The sequence below is a fragment of the Pseudomonas helleri genome (assembly GCF_009600315.1).
In the GTDB taxonomy this organism is placed as follows: Bacteria; Pseudomonadota; Gammaproteobacteria; order Pseudomonadales; family Pseudomonadaceae; genus Aquipseudomonas; species Aquipseudomonas helleri_A.
Genome location: NZ_WIWC01000007.1, coordinates 37,324 through 54,896 on the forward strand (window position 1 = coordinate 37,324; position 17,573 = coordinate 54,896).

Genomic DNA, 17,573 nt, shown 5'->3' on the forward strand with positions numbered 1-17,573 from the left:
GCTAAGTCCACTTGAAACTTTAAAAGTTCAACATCAAACAAAATATTCTTTTAATACGCACAATTAAATGATGGCCTTGTGCCTTGCTGGCTATATCCTCAATATTTTTGATGGCGCAAAGGGATATTGCATCCATTTATTGGCTTATTAAGCCAAATATCGAAGTATATTTGAACATTAATTGCCTTTCGGCGCTGATTATTAAATGAATATTGCTATCTGCTAAACAGAATTGCAGTTAGGTTTAAAGGTCTGTTAAGCTTTGCCACCTGATGAAGTGACGCATTTTATATAGGCATTAAATACGATCAAATCAAATGCCTGCAGTGCGCGAGTATCGCCCTGAACACACTTCCAATAACAGTGTAGAAGTTTCGAAGTTAGAAAGGCTTACCTGAGCTTATATGAGGCGATCATTCAGTCGCTTGAAGTGAGCCCGCGAAAACATATCAAGTGCCAGAGACGCTTAACAGGGATGTAACTTGATACTCGACCGCGATACACGTGTTTGTTTTCGTCTTTCCAGATGCCATGAATTATGCCGTACACGCCCATCGATACTCAGCTGATACAGCTTGCCAATACCGAACAGCTCTGCGCTTGGCTGATGCATAACAGCGGTTTGAAAACCGTTGATCTTGAGCGCGCACAACGCCTTTCAATCGAGTCCGAAGACACTGAGTTGCTGGGTCTGCTCACCCGCCTTGGGCTGGTCAGCGAAATGGACCTTGCACGTGGCTGGGCTGACTTGCTTGACGCACCGTTGTTACTGGCCGATGCCGCGCCGCCGCTGCTTGATCCACTGCCCCCGTTGACCGAACGTTTTATGCGTCATCATCAAATAGTCCCCGTGGGCTGGCACCAGGGCGGTCTTTGCGTGTTGGCAGCCAATCCGTCACAGCGGTTTGCCTTCGAAGCAGTTGCCTATGCCTGCAAAGTACCTGTCTGGTTGGCAATCGGCCCGCGCAACGACGTCGAAACCTTGATCGAGCGTTATTACGGTCAGGGTCGATCGGCCATGGGCACCTTGATTGAAAATATTGATGAGCAGAGCAGTGCCCTCGAAGACATTGAGCACCTCAAGGACATGGCCTCTGAAGCGCCAGTGATTCGGCTGGTCAACCTGATCCTGCAACGTGCGGTCGAGAACCGTGCTTCTGACATCCATATCGAGCCTTTCGAAAACCAGTTGCAAGTGCGCTATCGCATTGACGGCGTGCTGCATGAGGCTGAGGCGCCGCCGTCCAGCCTTTCTGCAGCGGTGATTTCGCGGGTCAAGATCATGGCGCGTCTGGACATTGCCGAGCGCCGCCTGCCTCAGGATGGACGCATCATGTTGCGTATTCAGGGCAAGGAATTGGACTTGCGTGTGTCCACAGTGCCCACCAGTTTTGGCGAGTCCGTGGTCATGCGCTTGTTGGACCGGCAGACCGTAAAGTTCGACTTCCAGAGCCTGGGCTTTGATGGTCAGCGGCTTGAAACCTTTCTGGATGTACTGGAGCGACCGCACGGCATATTGCTCGTGACCGGCCCCACAGGTTCGGGCAAGACCACAACCTTGTACACCGCGTTGTCCCGACTTAACACCGCCGAGCGCAAGATCATCACCGTTGAAGATCCGGTTGAATATCAGCTGGAAGGCATCAACCAGATTCAAGTCAAACCCGCTATCGGCCTGGACTTTGCCGGTGCGCTGCGTTCCATCGTGCGACAGGACCCGGACGTGATCATGATCGGTGAAATCCGCGATCTGGAGACCTGCCGTATTGCCATTCAGTCGGCTCTGACCGGCCACCTTGTGCTGTCGACCTTGCACACTAACAGCGCGGCCGCGAGCATCACCCGGTTGCTTGATATGGGGGTTGAGAGTTACCTGATCGCCTCCACCGTCAACGGTATTCTTGCGCAACGGCTGGTGCGACGCCTTGATCCTGAAACCCGCGAAGCCTTCGCAGCGCCGGAACAATTGATCCAAGAGCACGGTCTTGATCGGTTTACCGACGAGCGTCCAATAATGCTTTACCGCCCTCGTTCAGATGCGCCGGGCGGTGGTTACCACGGTCGCAGTGCCATTACCGAATTACTGGTGATGAATGAGGAATTGCGCAGCCTGCTAATGCGTCAGGCTGATGCTGGCACATTGGAAAATGCAGCCCGTCGAGGTGGCCTGCGCACCTTGTACGAGGAGGGCTTGCGTCAGGCGGTGGCGGGGGTGACGTCGCTTGAGGAAGTGTTGCGCGTTACCCGGGGTGATGGCGCATGAGTCTGTTTACATACCGCGCCATCGACAGTAACGGCATTGCGCGCAACGGCGCATTGGAAGCCCAGGACCTGAAAACTGCCGTGACATTGCTGCAAAAGCGCGGCTTGCTGGTGTTGGACATTGACCTTGCAGGTCCGCAAATGCTGCGCAAAGCCTTCGGACGCGGGCAGTTGAAGGGTGCTGCCTTGGTCAGTTTCACCCAACAATTGGCCACCTTGCTCGGGGCTGGCCAACCGCTCGAACGCTCGCTGGGTATCCTGCTTAAGCAGCCCGGCCAACCCCACATGCGGGCCCTGATCGAGCGTATCCGCGATCAAGTGAAAGCCGGTCAGCCCTTATCCAATGCGCTGGCACAGGAGGGCAGCCTTTTTTCGCCGCTTTATCTGGCCATGGTGCGAGCCGGTGAGGCGGGCGGAGCACTGGAAAACACCTTGCGCCAACTCAGCGACTATCTGGAGCGCAGCCAGTTGCTGCGCGGTGAAGTGATCAACGCGTTGATTTACCCGGCGTTTCTGGTAGTCGGCGTATTGGGGTCCCTTGCGCTGTTGCTGGCGTATGTGGTGCCGCAATTCGTGCCTATTTTCAACGATCTTGGGGTGCCCATTCCTCTGATCACCGAGGTCATTTTGGGCCTTGGGGAATTTCTCGGTGCTTACGGCCTGACCGTTTTGGCAGGGCTGATAGCCACTGTCTGGACGCTAGTCGCACGTTTGCGCAACCCGCAACGCCGTGAAAAATATGACCGGCGCCTGCTCGGCATACGCATCATCGGCCCCTTGCTGCAACGGGTAGAAGCCGCACGTCTGGCGCGTACCTTGGGCACGTTGCTCAGCAACGGCGTGGCCTTGTTGCAAGCCCTGGTAATCGCCCGACAGGTCTGCACCAATCGCGCCTTGCAAGCACAAGTGACTCAAGCAACTGAATCCGTAAAGGGCGGCGGTACGCTGGCCAGTGCTTTCGGCGCGCAACCTCTGCTGCCTGATCTGGCGCTGCAAATGATTGAGGTCGGCGAACAGGCCGGCGAACTCGACCGCATGCTACTGAAAGTCGCCGAGGTATTCGACGTCGAAGCCAAACGCAGCATTGACCGCATGCTCGCTGCGCTGGTACCGACACTTACGGTGGTTATGGCGGTGCTGGTGGCGGTCATCATGCTGGCAATCATGCTGCCGTTGATGAGCCTGACCAGCAACATATGAACTCTTTAGGAACTCACTCCATGCGCCAGACCCGATTCAAATCCGCTCGCCGCCAAAGCGGTTTCACCCTTCTGGAAATGCTCGCCGTCATCGTACTGCTGGGTATTGTCGCGACCATCGTTGTGCGTCAGGTCGGTGGCAACGTCGACAAAGGCAAATACGGTGCAGGCAAAGCTCAACTGGCCAGCTTGGGCATGAAGATCGAGAGCTATGGCCTTGATGTCGGCTCGCCACCCAGGACCCTGCAACAGCTGGTAGTGAAAGCCCCCGGCGCGGTGGGCTGGGCTGGGCCGTACGCCAAGCCGTCCGACCTCAAGGATCCCTTTGGGCATGCCTTTGGCTATCGTTTTCCGGGTGAGCATGGCGCCTTCGATCTGATTTTCTTTGGTCAGGACGGCCAACCGGGCGGCGAAGGTTACAGCGCTGACCTGGGCAATTGGGAATAAAGCGCGCTCATGGTCAGGCTCCAAGGTGGATTTACCCTGCTGGAAATGTTGGTGGTGATTGTATTAATCAGTCTGGCAGCCGGGTTGGTGGGATTTGGCCTGCAGCAGGGACTTAAAGCCACTGATCAACGCCAGGCTGTAGGGCAAATGGTCGATGCTCTGCGCCAAACGCGTTCGCTGGCCATTATCAGTGCTCAGCCTGCCCGTGCGATTTTTGATATGCAGGGGCTAAGTGTTCAAGTGCCCGGCCGACCGCCCCGGCACTGGCCTGCGGCCCTTCACGTTACCCTGCATACCGCAGAGGAGGCGGGCAGCGCGGTTGAGTTTTATCCTGACGGCAGCTCTACCGGCGGTCATGTCGTGATTGCCAGTGATACCCGACATTGGCGTATCGACATTGGCTGGCTCACTGGCAGTGTGCAATGGACGGTGCTTGAGTGACGCATCAGCGAGGATTCACGCTTTTGGAGATGCTGGCCGCGCTGATGCTTCTGGCGATCTGCGGCACTGTGCTGCTGGTCGCTTTTGGGCAGAGCGCCCGTTCTCTGTTACAGGTCAACCACAGCGACCGCTTGACCCATGCTGCGCTGAGCGTACTGGCTGAAGAAACGGCAGGGCCGCTGGCCAGTGGTGTACGTCAAGGCACGCTGGATAGCATTAACTGGCACCTGACGATCAACCAACAGCCGAGCCGTACGGGTCAGCCCCGTCTTTTTCACCTTGACCTGACGGTTCGTGAGGGTAAACGACAGGCACGGTTCAGCACACTGAAGCTGCGTGCCGCCAGCGACAAGGTGGCGCCGTGAAGCCGCGTCAACAAGGCTTCACCCTGCTTGAAATCATGATCGTGCTCAGCGTTTTAGGGGTGCTTCTGGCCTTGGTCGGTTCGGTTCTGGTGGGCACCCAAAAGGCTTTGTTGAAGGCCCAGCGCTATACCACGAGCCTGGATGAAATCCATGCAGCGCAGCAGTTTTTGCGTACTTCGCTGGCTCAGGTATTGCCTATGCAGATCAAGCTGGAAGGGCGTGACCGCGCGGGCATTTTTTACGGCTCGGCCCAGCGCCTGACCTTTGTGACCAGCTTGCCCGGCCAATTGGGCGGTGGCATCCGACGCTATAGCCTTGCCCTGCACGGCGCCGCAGACGAACACAACTTGCAAGTAAGCTTTGCGCAACTCAGCAAAACCGATGATGGCACGGCTTATCAGCCTTGGGGGCAGCCGCAAGTATTGATACCCGGCGTTCGACAATTACGCTTTGCCTATCGGGGCACAACACCTGAGGGTCAGCCCACCGGCTGGTTGAGTGAATGGCCATGGCCCAGGCGTTTGCCGCGCTTGGTCCGTATCGAATGCCAGAACAGCGGCCCGGTGCCCTGGGTGACAGAAGTGCTCGCCCTGCGCTTGGATCTGGCCAGCGGAGCCAACCTGTGAAGCACCAGCGTGGTGTGGCTTTGCTGCTAGTGCTCTGGGTGCTGGCCATGTTGAGCGTGATGCTCAGTGGCCTGGCCGGATGGGTGCAACTGCAAAGCCGTCAAAGTGCCTGGAATCGCCAGCATGCCCAAGCGCAGCTTGCGGCTGAAGCCGGTTTGAACCTCGCACTTCAGGGCCTGACAGATCCACAACAGCGTCAGCGCTGGGTGGCCGATGGCCGGGAAATAACCCTGGAGTTTGACGGAGCGCAGCTGCGCATCAAAGTGTTCAGCGAGCGTGGAAAACTGGATATGAACAGCGCCGCGGCGCAAGACGTTGCACGGCTTGCCCGTGCCGTTGGCGCCAGCAGCAGTCAGGCGCAAGCGCTGGCTCATGGGCTGCAAGCCCAACGCAGCAAGGATGCCGAGTCTATGCAGGTCATTGAGCAAGCACGACAACTCCCGGGCATGACTCAGCCGTTGTATACGCGAATGTTGGCGCATATCACGTTATGGAGCGGTCTGGACCGGCCCGATCCGGCTTTCGCCAGTGACACATTGCGCCGCGCCTTGAATCTGGGCAGCCCGAGTGCAATAGGGGTTGATGCCGGAGAAGTGCTGGTTATTGACTGTCGCGCACAGCGGCCCGGCGGTTATCACGCCCGGCTGCAAACCACCTTTTTATTAAGCCCATCGGAGGGAAGCGCACAGCCGTACAAGGTATTGCGTTGGCAAGAATGAATCACACCTTTAAAGCGCCTTTGGCGCAGCTAACAAGGCTGGCACAGCCGCTGGTCCGTTATTGGCGCGCGAGTGTATGGCGACAGGGCTGGGACCTGTGGTTAACGCACTTGCGCGCCTGTCTACCGGAGCATTGGCAGCACCGATTGCTGGGTTATCAGCCCGAAGTCCTGTGCCCGTGGCCCTTGATCGGACCACAGCCTGTTCTGGTTGCGGGGGCCAGACTGGTGCTGTTGTTGCCGCGTTCGGCCGTGCTGGTTCAGCATCTTGAATTGCCATTGGCCAGCGCTCGCAATTTGCAAACAGTGGTGGAGTACGAGCTTGATCGCCTGACACCGTTCGAGGCTTCGCAGTTGTATTTTGTCGCTCGGCGAGAAGGGCGTAACGGCAGGTTTATTCGGATCAGGCTGGTGGCGATTTTGCGCGACCACCTCGATGCGCTTCTTAAAGAATGCGCAACCCAAGGTCTGCATCCTTCTGCGGTTGATATTCAAGACGATGCAAACACTCGCCTGCATATCGACCTTTTGCCTGCGAGTTTACGCGTCATCCAACAGGCCTCAGGGCAGGGCGTAAAACGGTTTTTGTTATGGCTCTGCGCAGGCTTGCTGATCAGCGCCATGCTGCTTTTACTCAATCAGCGTCACGCGGTTTTAGCGCAGATGCAGACCACGGTTCTCGCCCAGAGGGATGAGGTCGCGCAACTCCAGAAAGTCCGTCAGCAATTGGCCAATACGCGCGATGCGGCGGATTACCTGATCCGCCGTAAAGCGGCGCAACCGCCACTGGCCGCGCTGCTCGCCGAGCTGACCGGCTGCTTGCCCGCAGACACATGGGTCGAGCAACTGGAAATCAATCACGGCGCCGATATTTCGTTCACTGGGCAAAGTGCCAAAGCCAGCGCACTGATCGGGCGAATCAAAGACTGCCACAGCCTCAAAGACGCTCGTTTTGAAGGCGTCATCCAGCCAGACCCGCACACCGGCAAGGATCACTTTTCCATTCGTGCCCACATTATTCAGGAGGCAAGCCATGCGCCGTTCGCTGACTGAGCGCGAGCGCCGTGGCGCCGCATTGATTATTTTGACGTTGGTGTTAGCTGCCGCTTACTGGCTGTTAATCGACAGCTGGTTCGCCGGGCCATTGCGAGACATCAACGCTCAGGCTCAAGGGCTTCGTGAACAGCAGCAACGCTACGCTGGGGTTCTGCAACACCGCGAAGCGCTGCAACAACAATTGCAAAAGGCGAGAGATGACCCATCGAGCAACAGCAGTCTGTTACCGGGCGACGACCCGAGCACCGTAGCGGCCGACCTGATGCAGCGCATGGCAGACAGTGTCAGCCGTCATGCCACATCCGGTGCAGGTTGCGTCCTGACCCAACGCATGCCGATGACACCCGAACAAGACAGTGCCGAACCGTACCGGCAGGTTAACGTCAGCCTTACCCTGAGCTGTGCTGTTGAACCCTTGATCGCATTTCTGCATGACGTCGAATACCAGCGGCCGTTTCTGTTTGTTGATCAGTTGAGCGTACGGCGTAATGCCAATGCGCCCGCACACGGTGGCGCGGGAAAGCTTGAAGTGCACCTACTGGTGCGCGGTTACCTGCAAGCGGCAAGTGTGGAGGAGGTGGCGCCATGATTCGTTCACTTCCTCTATTCGAAAGCGTATTGACCGGTATTGCTGCCGCCCTTGGGCTGGGCATTGCCATCATTGCCTGCGGAGTGGGCAGTAGTCCCGAGTGGTTACCCGCACAAGCACGTCTTAATCCTGCTGAAGGGCTCGCAAAATCGCTCGTGGCGCCCACTGTCACGCTGCAAAACCTGGCCATCTCATGGCAAACACCGCTCTTCAGCACGGATCGCAGCCCAGATCCCAGCACAGCTCACGTCGTCTCCAACCTTACGGGCGTGACCTTGACGGGCGTACTGATCAACGTCGACCTGCGGATCGCCATGCTCAAACGTGCGGACGGTTCCACCCTTGACGTTCATCAGGGCCAAACCTTACCCAATGGCTGGACCCTGCAAACACTCACGCCTACACACGCAACCTTCTCCTCACAGGGACGTACCCAACGCTTGTCGCTACATGCACTGCGTCTACCGCCGCCGTCCCTGACGCCACCGATATCCCTTTCACACGAGTCCACACCGTAATGGCCAGTTCTACAGGCGTTTGTCACTTCGCCACCCCCATGCTTTGCCTTGCTACCGCCGTTGCACTGGCGGGTTGCGCAGGCATCCCTGATACCTACGAGCAAGACCGCGCCATGATGCGCGAAGGGTTGCAGGGCACGGGCTCTCAACGCCTGCCAGTGGATTCGCAAAGCGAACAACCTGCGCTTGCAGCCCCAGCCCAAACGGTTGCGCCTCGTCGCGAGCTTATCCGTGGCACCCGTCAATTCATTCGCAAACCCGCTGCAAAAGCGGTGAGCGGGGAATCCGAGACGGGGGACATCGTCTTCAATTTCACCAACCAGCCGATTGCGGCGGTGATCAACAGCATCATGGGCGACCTGCTGCACGAGAACTACAGCATTGCCCCTGGCGTGAAAGGCGAAGTTAGTTTCTCCACCGCCAAGCCGGTGAACAAACAGCAAGCGCTGTCCATTTTGGAAACGTTGCTGTCCTGGACCGATAATGCGCTGATCAAACAGGGCGAGAGCTACGTTATCTTGCCGGCCAGTCAGGCAGTAGCAGGCAGGCTGGTGCCGCAAGTGCGCGTGGCACAACCGCCCAGCGGCCTCTCGGCGCGCATGTTTGAGCTCAGCTATATCTCGGCAACCCAAATGCAGAAACTCCTTAAACCGTTCGCCCGGGAAAACGCATTTCTGTTGGTTGATCCCACCCGCAATGTGCTCAGCCTGGCCGGCACCGCAGAGGAACTGGCCAACTATCAGGACACCATCGATACCTTCGATGTTGACTGGCTTAAAGGCATGTCGGTCGCGGTGTTTGGTTTACAACGCGCTTCGGTGGCCGAATTGATGCCCGAGCTGCAAAAAATATTCGGCCCAGACAGCGGCATGCCCTTGGCGGGCATGGTGCGCTTTCTGCCTATCGAAAGAACCAACTCGGTCGTGGCTATCTCGTCCCAGCCGCAGTACCTCACCGAAGTCGGAGAATGGATTCATACGATTGACGAGGGTGGCGGCAACGAACCGCAAATGTACGTGTATGACGTGCGCAACATGAAGGCCACAGACCTGGCCAAATACTTGCGGCAGATATACGGCAGCGGCGCGATCAAAGATGATTCGGCGGCTAAAGTTGCACCCGGTTTACGCACCCGAACACTGTCATCGTTAAGCATGACAGGAGCTTCCGGCGGGTTGGACAACAGCCAGGAACAAGCCAGCGAAGACCCTGAAGACAGCAGTGAAAGCGTAGACAGTGAAACCGATAACGAACTGGCGAATGACGAACCCGGTACCGCCGCCAAAGGCATAGACGCCAGTACCCGTATCACCGCGCAAAAAAGCAGCAATCAGTTGCTTGTTCGCACTCGCCCGGCGCAGTGGAAAGAAATCGAAACGGCCATCAAACGCTTGGACAATGCCCCACTGCAAGTGCAGATAGAAACGCGGATTCTTGAAGTCAAACTCAGCGGCGATCTGGATTTGGGCGTTCAATGGTATCTGGGTCGATTGGCGGGCAATTCCTCCAGTAGCACCGTGACCAATACCCCTGGCAGCCAAGGCGCGCTGGGCGGAGGAGGGGTTGCGGCGGGTGCCAGCTCGTTGTTCTACTCATTTGTCAGCAACAACTTGCAGGTTGCCCTGCACGCACTGGAAACCAACGGACGCACCCAAGTGCTCTCGGCCCCTTCATTGGTGGTGATGAACAACCAGCAGGCCCAGATTCAGGTGGGTGACAACATCCCCATCAGCCAGACCACCGTCAACACCAGCACCTCCGACACCACCTTGAGCAGCGTCGAATACGTACAGACGGGCGTGATTCTCGACGTTGTGCCGCGTATCAATCCAGGCGGGTTGGTGTACATGGACATTAAGCAGCAAGTCAGCGATGCCGATACCAGCGCAATGAGCAGCACACAAACCAACCCGCGCATTTCTACGCGCTCCGTATCGACGCAAGTCGCCGTTCAAAGTGGCCAGACTGTCTTGCTTGGCGGCCTGATTAAACAAGACAACGCTGAAAGCGGGACATCAGTGCCTTACCTCGGCAAAATCCCCGGCTTACGCTGGCTATTTGGCACCACCAGCAAATCGAAAGCGCGCACGGAGTTGATCGTACTGATCACCCCGCGTGTCATCACCAGCAGCAGCCAGTCGCGACAAGTGACCGATGATTACCGTCAGCAAATGCAGTTGCTAAGTGTTGAGGGAGGGAAGCGCTAGACATAACCGATGGAGGTTATCCGTATATAACTAAACTAAAGAACTATTTAGTAGAGTTAGATTCTTATGGAATATATGCCCGGTTCTTGAGGGCCATTTATGACGTTAAAGCTCGCTTCAGCTTAATCCGTAACGGACTGGCTGCGAGCTAGGATCAGGCGCAAAACTGGCCATCAAACTGGACGATCCGCGCTTGATACCAATACACCAAATGGCCCAAAACAACGTAATGACCGCTGTTGCACGTATGCCTTCACATCTGGTGGGAGGCCCGTAAACATTGATCGAAGCCTTGGTTTTTCACCCTGACGGCACCCAAGCGCTGTACAGCAAGCAGCATCTGCATCTGCATCCTGGTGAAGAATCTGTAATCACTGCAGGTACTGGAGGTGAAACTCTGACGATCGACAACCGTGCAATTGCCTTGGCCATTTGTGTCGATGCTATGCAATCCAGCCACCGGGCAAACGCTTGCAAAGCAGGCGCTGATATTTACGCCCCCGGTGTTTTGATTTCGCCTGCATCCTATGCGGCCGAAAGTCAGCAGCTTGCTGATTACGCAAAGTCAGACCGGATGATGGTCTTGCTGGCAAATCATGGCGGTTCATCTGGCGGATGGCAATGCGCAGGCCGCAGCGCGATTTGGTCAAGCTCAGGCGAATTGATCAGTGCCGCAAAAGGCCAAGGTCAGTGGCTTGTGATCGCACAAGAAAACGAATTGGGAGAATGGACTGGCAAGGTCATCAATGCGGGGTTTGAAATCTGACCTCCACTGACCCTGACAGTCCATCACTAAGGTTCGCATAATGTATATTATGTTAAATTAGATATTATCTTAGATCAGCCAATCAAGATCACGCTTCACCCTCCTTCTATTTTTCCACCTTGATCCCAATTTCAGCCTATGCGTAGGTAGAAAGATCCTGGATGTCCTTAGCACACAATCATTCATGTTCGCCGGTGATGTCCACTAACGGAATAGGCTCAATCGCCCAAGCGCTGACATGGCGACGTTCGGGACACGGTACAGCGCAAGCCTTTCGTCCCGTGAACGTTCGCGCAAGACGCTCTTCATCGATACGCCAGCCGCGCTGTTCGAGTACTTGTACACTTTTGCGAAACGCAATTTGCAGTGCATCAGACTTTAGCGAAACCTCTTGCTGAAATGAGTCCGGTACACGCTCGGGACGTACTTTTTTGAGCACTGCATGGTCTTGTTCAAAAATACGCAGGTTGCTGGCAATGAACTTGCGATCAAGCAGCAGCGAACGCAGAAACGTTCTGCCCATCATCCACCAGGTTCGTGTGCGGTTAGCATCAATAGGCACATGCGCCGAGACGATGTAGATCCGCCAGCCGTTAGGTAACTGGAGCTCCAGCGTTGTACATGGGCCGGACAAATGAAAACCCGGAACAGTGACCACGCTGACAAACTCAGTCGATGACTTGCGCCTCAGTAAGCCTTTGCGTACCGGCCTGCGCATGAGCATTTGCGCATGACCGCTCCACGTATCGCTTTGGACATCGAATGAATCAATCTCGGGATGATCCGGATCACCGAAGGTTGAACCATGTACAAAAGGTGCGTGCGCGAAATCGAGGCCATTTTCGATAATTCGATCCCAACTGGCCTCCCAATCAAAATGACCGGCAACTGTGCGAATGGCAGGATCGTCGACCCAGTCTAGAGTAGGTAAAGGTGGACGTTGCGCTTCGGGGAGGTCACCCAAAAAAGCCCAGATCCAACCGTAACGTTCCAATGTTGGGTACGCATCGACCCGGGCCTTCGCCGGAATTCGCAAGTCTGGCTGCGCGGGAATGAGCGTACAAGTACCTTCAGGCCCAAATCGCCAGCCGTGATAAGGGCACTGCACGCTGTTGCCTACCTTAATACCAGCAGATAACGAACCGCCGCGATGCACGCAAACATCCGATAGCAAGTGAGCGACACCCAGGTCATCACGGAACGCTACGAAAGGTTGGCCAAGTAATCGGACTGGCTTCAGTCCGTCAGTCAACTGTGACGATGGGAGAACGACATACCAGAGGTTAGTAAGCATGGGGTGTGCGTCCTGTCAGGTTGTAGGCATGACTATAGTTACAGCTGAATGGTGGGCCAACCCCTGCTCAGGCTGAATGTCAGGCGCCCTCCTCTGATCATTGCCGCTTTCGCCTATTCACAAACGCCACGGGGCTTACCATCAGCTACTGATGATTATCGCAACTCCAACAAAAAAGACCCCAAAGCGGTCAGTTGTAGTCCATACAACTGACCGCTCAGAGGTCTCTAGGTTTTATCAGCGATTGGGCCTACATCATTTCCCTTTAGAATCGGGCAGCGCGTAAGCGATCAGTGAGTCACCCATCTTTGTACCGAACGAGCCATGACCACCGGCCATGATCACAACATACTGTTTGCCGTTCGACTCATAGGTCATCGGTGTTGCCTGACCACCCGCGGGCAAACGGGCCTGCCAAAGCAGATCGCCATTGGTGACGTCATAGGCGCGCAGGTAGTTATCCTGAGTCCCCGCGATAAACATAAGGTTGCCGGCAGTCGAAATCGGGCCGCCCAACATTGGCACACCAATTTTCATCGGCGGCAACTGGATACCCTGCAGGCTGTCCCGCGCCGTACCTATACGCTTACGCCACACGACCTCGTGGGTTTTCAAATCCACACCGGCAACGTAACCCCATGCAGGTGCTTTGCAAGGCAGTCCCAATGGCGAAAGAAATGCATTGATCTCAACCCCATACGGCACGCCATACTGAGGCTGAATGCCCGTTTCAGTACCAGACCCCTTCGCTCCTTCTTCAGGCCACAGCGGGTTATTGGGCCCACGTGGAATCAGTTTGGATACGAACGGCAGCGCCATCGGGTTCATTAGCGCTATCTGGCGATCCGAGTTGACCGAAATACCGCCCCATTCAAATACACCGAGATTGCCTGGGAAAACCAACGTGCCATTTTCTGAAGGAGGCGTGTATTGGCCGTTATAGTTGAGCCGCTTGAAGATCACTCGGCACATCAACTGGTCAAACATTGTGGCGCCCCACATGTTCTTGTCGGTCAATGTCTGGATCGGGGTAAGGTTCAGTGCGGAACGCGGCTGTGTCGGGCTGACCCAGTCACCAGGAGCGGCTTCACCCTCAGGTACTGGCATTTCAGTGACAGGTACGATCGGCTTGCCGTCACGACGATCGAAAACGAACATGTTGCCCGCTTTAGTAGGCACATACACCGCAGGAACGGTGTCGCCCGCCGGAGTTTTCACATCCGCCAGTGTCGGTTGCGCCGGTACGTCCATATCCCACAGATCATGGTGGGTCGTCTGGAAGCTCCACGCCAACTTACCTGTTGAAGCATTCAACGCCACAATCGCACTGGCATAACGCTCCATCACAGGGGTACGGTTACCGCCCCAGATGTCAGGCGTAGGGTTCCCGGTCGGGATGTAGACCATATCGATCTTGGCATCGTAAGCCAGTGGAGGCCAAGCGTTAGGCGAGTTGTTGACCAGTGTCTGGCCAGGGCCAGGAATTGCGTTTGGATCTTCCGCGCCGGTATCGAACACCCACTTCAAAGCACCGGTGTTGACGTCGTAACCGCGAATGGCGCCAGAAGGCTCATGTACGGAAAAGTTATCGGTGGTAGAGCCGGCGATCACAACCGTTGTGCCAGTCACCACGGGTGGAGACGTTGGCATCAAAGCGCCCGGGTAGGTATAGGGCTGCATTTTTTTCAGGTCCAGCTCGCCATTTTCCGCGAAGTCTGAACAGCGCTCGCCATTGTCGGCATTGATTGCGAACAGACGACCATCGTTGACCGGCAGCAGCACTTTACGCGGACAGCTGGTCGGGGCCTGTGCGACATCTTTCAAGCTGGTCGCAAATTCCTCTGTGTTGGCCTGGTCGTAATACGCAACACCACGGCAAGTCAGATGCTGAAACGAGGGGTCGGATACGAGTTTCGGATCGAACTTCCACTTTTCCTTGCCGGTCGCGGGATCAAGCGCCACCAGTACTTGGTGGGTGGTGCAGATATACATGTTGTCGCCGATCTTGATCGGCGTCACTTCATTAGTAGTCTCACCCGAGTCATTATCAGTTTTGAATTCACCCGTGTGGAAAGTCCACGCGACCTCCAGGTCTTTCACATTACTGTCGTTGATCTGGGTAAGTGGCGAATAACGGGTCCCTGCCTGGCTTCGGCCATAAGCAGGCCAGTCGCCTGGGGCAATACCGTCAACCGGTTGGGCTTGCGCAGGTTGGGCCGCTGTCAGACTGCCGTTGATCTCCTGAGGGTCGTTGAAAATCGAGTAGACCAACACAGCGATCGCGAATGCTAGCGTGGCTGACAAAAACACTTTGCTGGCTTTCAAACGCGCATCAATGCCGCGCGTTACTGCTGGAATCAGCAGCCAGATGCCCAGAAGGCCGAGAATATCGAAACGAGGTACTAATGCCCAGAAGTCCGAGCCGGCCTCCCATAACCCCCATACCGCGGTCGCCAGCATCAACACCCCGTAAAGCCAGAGCGCTGCTGCGGATCGTCGCCAAAGCAAGACCGCACAAACCAGCAGCACAATGCCGGCGATGATGTAATACAAAGAACCACCCAATGATGCGAGCCAACTACCGCCTACTAATAAAGCAAGCGAAATAATGGTCGTTATCACTGCGGTGAAAATTCTGAATCCTGAACCTTGCGCTTGCGCACTCACAAATGTTTCCTCTAAAACCTAATACAGTTAGTTCCCTATCAATAATACCTTGTTACAAAATACGCGCCTATTAGACTAACGGCGCTGACTGCCAGATTTCTGTGTTCCTGAAGTATCGCCCCATGAAACGAGACAATCTGGTTGCTCAGCTGCATACAGGCGGCGCCCTCCTCGGGGTTTCCGGTCCAGGTGTTCGAGGGGCCGGCTCATTGTGCGATTCGAACTCGCACTCATGACCAATACTCGATTGAGCGTCTGATCGTGGTACGACGGCATGGCAATCAAGATTGATTGACCCGGCCCAAAGCCGAATTCAGTTGCGCTCTCGATTGCCATCACGTTGCTCAACTATCAGATGCTACAGATTGGGTCGCTCCCCCTGCGTCGTACTTACATCCCCAACCAGTTCGGCAACGCGAGAGATACAAACGGCACGTAGGTCACCAGCACCAGGAAGGCCAACATCACCAACAACCAAGGTGAAACCGCGCGCACCACGCGGGTGAGCGGCATACCCGTGACCGCCGAGGTGACAAACAGATTGAGCCCGGTTGGCGGTGTGATTAGCCCGATTTCCATATTCACCACCATGATGATGCCCAGGTGGATCGGGTCGATGCCCAGCTGCATTGCTATCGGGAACAAGATCGGTGCAAGGATCAGGATGATTGCGGATGGCTCCATAAAGGTGCCCGCAACCAGCAATACGATGTTGACCACCAGCAGGAATTCAATCGGTGTAAAGCCCTGCTCTACCACCCACGCGGTGATCGACTGCGGGATCTGCTCGGTGGTCAGTACGTGGGCGAACAGCATAGCGTTGGCGATGATGAACATCAGGACCACGCTCAGCTTGCCCGCTTCGATAATGACCTTCGGGCATTCACGAACGGTCATGTCCTTGTAGATGAAGATGGCCACAAACGCGGCATAGACTGCGGCCACGGCAGCAGCTTCGGTCGGTGTGAACATGCCCGAATAGATACCGCCGAGGATGATCACGATCAACATCAGACCCCAACCGGCCCGTCGGCCTGCGGTCAGGATTTCCTTGAACGATGCCCGTGGTAGCGAGGGCATGTCTTTCACGCGGGCCATGATGTAGATGGTGACCATTAACACGAGGCCCAGCAGCAGGCCCGGCACGACGCCGGCCATAAACAGCTTGCCGACTGAGGTTTCAGTCGCAGTGGCGTAAACCACCATGACAATCGACGGTGGAATCAGAATGCCCAGGGTGCCCGCGTTGCACACGATACCGGCGGCAAAGTCCTGCTTGTAGCCGGAGCGCACCATACCGGCGATAACGATTGAGCCGACCGCAGCCACTGTGGCCGGCGACGAACCACTCAGTGCCGCAAACAGCATGCAGGCGAGGATCGCCGCAATGGCCAGGCCACCCTTGATATGACCGACGCAGGCGTTGGCGAAGTCGATGAGACGACGGGCTACGCCACCACTGGTCATGAATGCGCCGGACAACAGAAAGAAAGGGATGGCCAGCAGCGTGTAGTGCTCGCTGGTTTCAAACAGTTTGATCGCCAGAGAACGAACCGAGTCGTTACTGAAGAACAGGATGGTCATGGCCCCGGACAGCCCCAGGGAAATTGCCACTGGAATACCGACAAACATCAGCACGAACAGGGCGACAAAAAGGAAGGCAATGGTCATTTTTCTGTCCCCGACTGGTCGTTATCCGCCAGTTTGACGGCGTCATCCACTTCACTGTGCAAGCCCAGCCCCTGCTGTTTGCCTTGCACGATACGGATGAACACCTGCAGGAAACGCACGAACATCAGAGCAAACCCGATAGGCACGATCATTACGATCTGCCACTGGGCAATGCCGAAACGGTCCAGGTCTTCTGCACTGGTTCCGACCTCATACAACGTAGCCACCCATTGCTCACTGGAGTACGTCATCAAGGCGCAGTAGCCCAGACAAATGAGCACGGCCAACATGGCCACACGTCTCTGGTTGGCAGGGTTGAACTGGCGCACCAGCAAGTCGACGCCAATGTGCGCACCAATCCGCACGCCCCAGGCCAGCCCCACAAAGATCAGCCAGCCAAACATGGCCTTGGTCAGCGCTACGCTCCAGGTCATCTCCTGGGCGATGTATAGAATGTTGTCGCCGATACCGAGTAAGGCGTCGTTGGCGAAGGGCAGCGAATCCCCCAGCGAGTAGAAAACGCCATAAAGGTTGTTGAACACCACGTACGCGAAAGTGACCAGAGTCATGCCTGCAAGCAGGAACGCCACCAGCATTTCTTCCGCGTGATTCCAGACACGAACGACTGCGTGCATGGGTTTCTCCCTTGATAGAGCGGTCGCTAAGCGACGTGTGGGACCGATGAAGTCTGGGCCGCCGTAAACGTAGCCGTCAGCGACCCGGCACGGGGTCGCCAACGGCAATCGG

The 17,573-nt window shown here is 56.1% G+C and carries 16 protein-coding genes; 12 read left to right on the forward strand and 4 right to left on the reverse strand.

Annotated elements, in window-relative coordinates; genetic code table 11:
• Positions 1-538: 538 nt before the first annotated feature.
• The 12 genes from gspE (at position 539) to GHN86_RS06465 (ending at position 11,194) form a co-directional block, all read left to right on the forward strand.
• Positions 539-2,263 carry a type II secretion system ATPase GspE gene (gene gspE / locus GHN86_RS06410; RefSeq protein WP_153386252.1) on the forward strand — a complete coding sequence of 575 codons (1,725 nt, stop codon included), beginning with the start codon at positions 539-541 and terminating at the stop codon, positions 2,261-2,263.
• Positions 2,260-3,462, forward strand: a complete 1,203-nt coding sequence (gspF, locus tag GHN86_RS06415) for a type II secretion system inner membrane protein GspF (RefSeq protein WP_153378224.1) — start codon at positions 2,260-2,262, stop codon at positions 3,460-3,462. Before gspE ends, gspF begins: the two co-directional genes overlap by 4 nt.
• 20 nt (positions 3,463-3,482) lie before the next feature.
• On the forward strand, positions 3,483-3,908 hold the full coding sequence (gene gspG, locus GHN86_RS06420) for a type II secretion system major pseudopilin GspG (protein ID WP_153378225.1): 426 nt from the start codon (positions 3,483-3,485) through the stop codon (positions 3,906-3,908).
• A gap of 9 nt (positions 3,909-3,917) precedes the next feature.
• Positions 3,918-4,349 (forward strand): pilus assembly FimT family protein, encoded by a 432-nt coding sequence (locus GHN86_RS06425; protein WP_153378226.1) that lies wholly within the window; start codon positions 3,918-3,920, stop codon positions 4,347-4,349.
• Positions 4,346-4,714, forward strand: coding sequence for a prepilin-type N-terminal cleavage/methylation domain-containing protein (locus tag GHN86_RS06430; protein ID WP_323369238.1), 369 nt, complete (start codon positions 4,346-4,348; stop codon positions 4,712-4,714). Before GHN86_RS06425 ends, GHN86_RS06430 begins: the two co-directional genes overlap by 4 nt.
• On the forward strand, positions 4,711-5,340 hold the full coding sequence (locus tag GHN86_RS06435; RefSeq protein WP_323369957.1) for a prepilin-type N-terminal cleavage/methylation domain-containing protein: 630 nt from the start codon (positions 4,711-4,713) through the stop codon (positions 5,338-5,340). Before GHN86_RS06430 ends, GHN86_RS06435 begins: the two co-directional genes overlap by 4 nt.
• Before the next feature lie 47 nt (positions 5,341-5,387).
• Positions 5,388-6,059, forward strand: a complete 672-nt coding sequence (locus GHN86_RS06440) for a type II secretion system protein GspK (RefSeq protein ID WP_228384899.1) — start codon at positions 5,388-5,390, stop codon at positions 6,057-6,059.
• Positions 6,056-7,111 carry a PilN domain-containing protein gene (locus tag GHN86_RS06445; RefSeq protein WP_153386254.1) on the forward strand — a complete coding sequence of 352 codons (1,056 nt, stop codon included), beginning with the start codon at positions 6,056-6,058 and terminating at the stop codon, positions 7,109-7,111. Before GHN86_RS06440 ends, GHN86_RS06445 begins: the two co-directional genes overlap by 4 nt.
• Positions 7,092-7,703, forward strand: coding sequence for a type II secretion system protein GspM (gspM, locus tag GHN86_RS06450; RefSeq protein WP_153378229.1), 612 nt, complete (start codon positions 7,092-7,094; stop codon positions 7,701-7,703). The genes GHN86_RS06445 and gspM overlap by 20 nt, the downstream gene beginning before the upstream one ends.
• Positions 7,700-8,221: a general secretion pathway protein GspN gene (locus tag GHN86_RS06455; RefSeq protein WP_153378230.1), complete on the forward strand. Its 522-nt coding sequence runs from the start codon at positions 7,700-7,702 to the stop codon at positions 8,219-8,221. Before gspM ends, GHN86_RS06455 begins: the two co-directional genes overlap by 4 nt.
• Entirely contained in the window at positions 8,221-10,428 is a 2,208-nt protein-coding gene (gspD, locus tag GHN86_RS06460) for a type II secretion system secretin GspD (RefSeq protein ID WP_153378231.1), read from the forward strand. The genes GHN86_RS06455 and gspD overlap by 1 nt, the downstream gene beginning before the upstream one ends.
• 280 nt (positions 10,429-10,708) lie before the next feature.
• Positions 10,709-11,194 carry a hypothetical protein gene (locus GHN86_RS06465; protein ID WP_153378232.1) on the forward strand — a complete coding sequence of 162 codons (486 nt, stop codon included), beginning with the start codon at positions 10,709-10,711 and terminating at the stop codon, positions 11,192-11,194.
• A gap of 178 nt (positions 11,195-11,372) precedes the next feature.
• Here the strand turns inward: GHN86_RS06465 and GHN86_RS06470 are convergent, their stop codons facing one another.
• From GHN86_RS06470 to GHN86_RS06485, 4 genes are all read right to left on the reverse strand, one after another.
• Positions 11,373-12,488: an aromatic ring-hydroxylating oxygenase subunit alpha gene (locus tag GHN86_RS06470; protein ID WP_153378233.1), complete on the reverse strand. Its 1,116-nt coding sequence runs from the start codon at positions 12,486-12,488 to the stop codon at positions 11,373-11,375.
• A gap of 255 nt (positions 12,489-12,743) precedes the next feature.
• Positions 12,744-15,155, reverse strand: coding sequence for a glucose/quinate/shikimate family membrane-bound PQQ-dependent dehydrogenase (locus tag GHN86_RS06475; RefSeq protein WP_323369240.1), 2,412 nt, complete (start codon positions 15,153-15,155; stop codon positions 12,744-12,746).
• Positions 15,156-15,545: 390 nt separating this feature from the next.
• Positions 15,546-16,826: a C4-dicarboxylate TRAP transporter large permease protein DctM gene (dctM, locus tag GHN86_RS06480; RefSeq protein WP_153378234.1), complete on the reverse strand. Its 1,281-nt coding sequence runs from the start codon at positions 16,824-16,826 to the stop codon at positions 15,546-15,548.
• A complete protein-coding gene (locus GHN86_RS06485) occupies positions 16,823-17,461 on the reverse strand; it encodes a TRAP transporter small permease (protein WP_153378235.1) in 639 nt (212 codons plus the stop codon). The genes dctM and GHN86_RS06485 overlap by 4 nt, the downstream gene beginning before the upstream one ends.
• Positions 17,462-17,573 lie beyond the last annotated feature (112 nt).

What these genes read in the sequence shown, in the direction of transcription:
- gspE (WP_153386252.1), top strand. Translation starts at nt 539, where the DNA reads ATGCCGTACACGCCCATCGATACTCAGCTGATACAGCTTGCCAATACC.
- gspF (WP_153378224.1), top strand. Translation starts at nt 2,260, where the DNA reads ATGAGTCTGTTTACATACCGCGCCATCGACAGTAACGGCATTGCGCGC.
- gspG (WP_153378225.1), top strand. Translation starts at nt 3,483, where the DNA reads ATGCGCCAGACCCGATTCAAATCCGCTCGCCGCCAAAGCGGTTTCACC.
- GHN86_RS06425 (WP_153378226.1), top strand. Translation starts at nt 3,918, where the DNA reads ATGGTCAGGCTCCAAGGTGGATTTACCCTGCTGGAAATGTTGGTGGTG.
- GHN86_RS06440 (WP_228384899.1), top strand. Translation starts at nt 5,388, where the DNA reads ATGTTGAGCGTGATGCTCAGTGGCCTGGCCGGATGGGTGCAACTGCAA.
- GHN86_RS06445 (WP_153386254.1), top strand. Translation starts at nt 6,056, where the DNA reads ATGAATCACACCTTTAAAGCGCCTTTGGCGCAGCTAACAAGGCTGGCA.
- gspM (WP_153378229.1), top strand. Translation starts at nt 7,092, where the DNA reads ATGCGCCGTTCGCTGACTGAGCGCGAGCGCCGTGGCGCCGCATTGATT.
- GHN86_RS06455 (WP_153378230.1), top strand. Translation starts at nt 7,700, where the DNA reads ATGATTCGTTCACTTCCTCTATTCGAAAGCGTATTGACCGGTATTGCT.
- gspD (WP_153378231.1), top strand. Translation starts at nt 8,221, where the DNA reads ATGGCCAGTTCTACAGGCGTTTGTCACTTCGCCACCCCCATGCTTTGC.
- GHN86_RS06470 (WP_153378233.1), bottom strand. Translation starts at nt 12,488, where the DNA reads ATGCTTACTAACCTCTGGTATGTCGTTCTCCCATCGTCACAGTTGACT.
- dctM (WP_153378234.1), bottom strand. Translation starts at nt 16,826, where the DNA reads ATGACCATTGCCTTCCTTTTTGTCGCCCTGTTCGTGCTGATGTTTGTC.
- GHN86_RS06485 (WP_153378235.1), bottom strand. Translation starts at nt 17,461, where the DNA reads ATGCACGCAGTCGTTCGTGTCTGGAATCACGCGGAAGAAATGCTGGTG.